Below are 317 nucleotides of genomic sequence, written 5' to 3'. Positions count from 1 at the left end.
CGGGGGGAAAGTCTCACGTTGGGCACTGCCCTGTCAGCGCGGTACGATTCTAAAGGTTGCATATTTTTCTGATTGTGATCTCATAAGCCAACGGCTTTAGATTTCGGGGGATGCCATGAGCAGAAATGCAGAGTACGAACAGCGCAAAAAAGACGGCGGATTCAAGAAAGTGACGGTGTGGGTTCCGGCTGACAGAGAGTCTGATATCAAGCACGCTATCAATGAGCTGTGTGAAAACGAACATCTGACCATCAATGTGCTGCGGGACTTGGTGACTGGCCGACTGGTATCAATGAACCGAAATTAGCGTCTGTCAC

Annotated in this window: 1 protein-coding gene; it reads left to right on the top strand. The window is 49.8% G+C overall.

Features of this window, described 5'->3' with window-relative positions:
* Positions 1–115: 115 nt before the first annotated feature.
* On the top strand, positions 116–307 hold the full coding sequence (locus tag R0J87_RS19225; RefSeq protein WP_192017099.1) for a hypothetical protein: 192 nt from the start codon (positions 116–118) through the stop codon (positions 305–307).
* Positions 308–317: the final 10 nt, after the last annotated feature.

The sequence above is a fragment of the Halomonas sp. SIMBA_159 genome (assembly GCF_046536035.1).
Lineage (GTDB): Bacteria > Pseudomonadota > Gammaproteobacteria > Pseudomonadales > Halomonadaceae > Vreelandella > Vreelandella venusta_A.
The sequence above is the reverse complement of the archived record's forward strand: the minus strand, read 5'-3'. Positions and strand labels throughout refer to the sequence as shown.

Coding starts and splice junctions, on each gene's coding strand:
- R0J87_RS19225 (WP_192017099.1), top strand. CDS start 116: ATGAGCAGAAATGCAGAGTACGAACAGCGCAAAAAAGACGGCGGATTC.